This window comes from Thermomonas sp., from assembly GCF_020850895.1.
Lineage (GTDB): Bacteria > Pseudomonadota > Gammaproteobacteria > Xanthomonadales > Xanthomonadaceae > Thermomonas.
Map to the genome: position 1 here is coordinate 1 of NZ_JADZDS010000057.1, position 2,505 is coordinate 2,505.

Consider the following 2,505-nt stretch of genomic DNA (forward strand, 5'->3'; position numbering starts at 1 on the left):
GCCGCCGCGCACCGCGAAATCACCGGGGTCATGCACTTGTGGCACGTTGCGGTAGCCGGCCGATTCCAGCCGGCGTTTTTCCGCATCGAGATCGAGCCGCTGGCCGGTGCGGACATCGAAGCGGCTGCCGATGACATGGCTGCGCGGGGGCAGCCGTTGCATCAGGGTGGCGACTGGCACCACCACCGCGCCGCGCTGCAATCCGGGCAGGGTGGCGAGGGTGGACAGGCGGCGGTTGACGATGTCCGGGTGTGGACTGAAGCGGTCGTAGGGCAGGGTCTCCCAATCGGGGAACCCGAGGATTTCAAGCCCGCCCTCGGGACCGGCCAGCAGGCGCAGGTCGGATTCGAGCTGGTGGGCGGCGGCGTTGTCGGCGGCGATCACCAGCACCGGCCCGTCGTGCTGCTGGCAGGCGGAGAGGATCGCGCACGCCAATCCGGTGAACGAGGCGGGCAGGCGCCACCAGGCGCGCTGTTGGCCAGCGCGGGGCAGCGGGACGGGGAAGGTCAATCCGGGTGAGGGCATCAGCAAGGGTCAGGCGCGCGCAAGGTGCCGAAGGTCGGCGCGACGCGAAGTCGAAACGCGAAATTCCAAGTCAAGGCACGGTTGAACACGTCCATCGTGGGCTGGTCAGCACACGCGGCGTCCGGTGCATGCCCGGACGCAGCTCACGCGGTCGGCGCCAGCGGCGGCCGCAGCTGCTTGGGCTTGGGCGGCGGCAGGTCGAGCACCATGCGCACCAGCCCGGCTTCGCTGGACACCTCCCGACGGAATCCCAGCGAACCGGCGAGCGCCTGCATCGGCTGGTTGCTTTCCAGCACGTCGCCGTGGATTCGCTGGACCTTGTGCCCGCGCGCCCAGCGCACCAACTTGCGCATCATGCGACGGCCCAGGCCCATGCCGTTGACGTAATGGCTGACCAAGATCGCGAATTCCGCGTCCTTGCCGTTGGGTTCGATCGAAATGCGTGCCACTGCGCCAATCAGCGCTTCGCCCGCGGGCAGGGGTTCGGCGGCGACCAAGGCGAAATCGCGACGGGGATCCGGGCGTACCAGCAGTTCGACCTGCTGTGCGCCGAGTTCCTTCATCGGGTGCAGGAATCGCTGGCGGACTTCGTCGGGTTTGAGCAGGGTGAATGCCGCCCGCATTGGCCCGGCATCTTCCGGGCGGATGGGCCTGAGCAAGACTTCACGACCGTTCGGCAATCGAACGTGCTCGTGCCAAGGGGGCATGCGGTTGCGTGCGGCCATCTCTCCATTCTCCCGCAAATTTCGTTAAAACCGAGCGATATTCCCCTGCGCGAAGTGCTTGGAATCCGTTCAGGCAGGGGCGCGGCGCAGGCCCTTGCGTATCCGTGTCAGGACGAAAGTGCATGCAACCAGGATGATCCCGGCGGTCATCCCGGCCGCAATGTTGAACAACGCGACGCCAAGCCAGCCAAGGAGATCGTCTGCATGGGTCTGGACGAGATGGTGCAACAGCGGGATTCCATGGACAAGGATGCCGCCGCCAACCAGGAACATCGCCACTGTGCCGGCGACCGAGAGGAACTTCATCAACAGCGGCGCCAGCGCGAGGATGCCGCGTCCGAGCATCGCACGCACCTTGTGGGCACCTTCGCGTGACAAGTGCAAGCCGAGGTCGTCGAGCTTGACGATGGCCGCGACCAGGCCGTACACGCCGACCGTCATCAGCACCGCGATCACCGCAAGCACGCCGAACTGGATGTGCAATGGCTGGAAGGCGACGGTCCCCAGTGAAATGACGATGATCTCTGCCGACAGCACGAAATCGGTCTTGATCGCGCCCTGGATCTTTTCCTGCTCGAAGGCGACCAAGTCCTCCGGGATCTCCTCCACCGACTTGATGGGGCCGGTCCCATTGCGCATGGGGTGCTTGGCAATCGCGACGTGCACCAGTTTTTCCACGCCTTCGTAGCACAGGTAGGCGCCGCCGATGGTGAGCAGCCACAGGATCAGTTGCACGTCGATGCCGCGGCCGTGCAGCCAGGCTTCGAAAATGGACAGGCCCATCGCCGAAGGGACGAGGATGGCCTTGTTGATCAACGACCCCTTTGCCACCGCCCACACCACCGGAAGTTCCCGATCGGCTGCTGAGCCGGCGACTTGCTGGGCGTTGAGGGCAAGGTCATCGCCCACCACGCCGGCGGTCTTGCCAGCGGCAATCTTGGTCATCGCCGAAACGTCGTCGAGCAGTGATGCGATGTCGTCGAACAGGGCAAAAAAGCTGGAAGGCATGGCTTAAAACTAGGATGGCTTGGGAGATTTTGGCATGCCTGTGCGGCAGTTGGCCGGACGGGCATTCAGGGCGGAGTCCGCAGCCATGTGCTAGCGGAACTGCCGCCCGCATCACCCAAGCTGGCCTGCAGTGCCAGCAGCGCAGGCTGAAGGATGCCGTCGAACTGCCAAGGGGGATTCAGGAGCAGCATGCCGCTGCCGTTCATGCGCAGGGGCGAGTCGTCGGGGCGCACCAGCAGTTCCAGCA

The 2,505-nt window shown here is 65.3% G+C and carries 3 protein-coding genes and 1 pseudogene; all 4 read right to left on the minus strand.

Features of this window, described 5'->3' with window-relative positions; genetic code table 11:
• Positions 1-525, minus strand: a pseudogene (locus IT472_RS05495) (transcription-repair coupling factor); the annotation flags it as partial.
• Between the two features lie 143 nt (positions 526-668).
• A complete protein-coding gene (locus IT472_RS05500) occupies positions 669-1,250 on the minus strand; it encodes a GNAT family N-acetyltransferase (protein ID WP_297179559.1) in 582 nt (193 codons plus the stop codon).
• A 69-nt stretch (positions 1,251-1,319) separates the two neighbouring features.
• Positions 1,320-2,258 carry a DUF808 domain-containing protein gene (locus IT472_RS05505; RefSeq protein ID WP_297179563.1) on the minus strand — a complete coding sequence of 313 codons (939 nt, stop codon included), beginning with the start codon at positions 2,256-2,258 and terminating at the stop codon, positions 1,320-1,322.
• 65 nt (positions 2,259-2,323) lie between these two features.
• Positions 2,324-2,505, minus strand: a 182-nt coding sequence (gene rlmJ / locus IT472_RS05510; RefSeq protein WP_297179566.1) for a 23S rRNA (adenine(2030)-N(6))-methyltransferase RlmJ, incomplete at its 5' end; no start/stop codon positions are given.

Excerpts from the sequence above, each read along its gene's own strand:
- IT472_RS05505 (WP_297179563.1), bottom strand. The coding sequence starts at position 2,258 with ATGCCTTCCAGCTTTTTTGCCCTGTTCGACGACATCGCATCACTGCTC.
- IT472_RS05500 (WP_297179559.1), bottom strand. The coding sequence starts at position 1,250 with ATGGCCGCACGCAACCGCATGCCCCCTTGGCACGAGCACGTTCGATTG.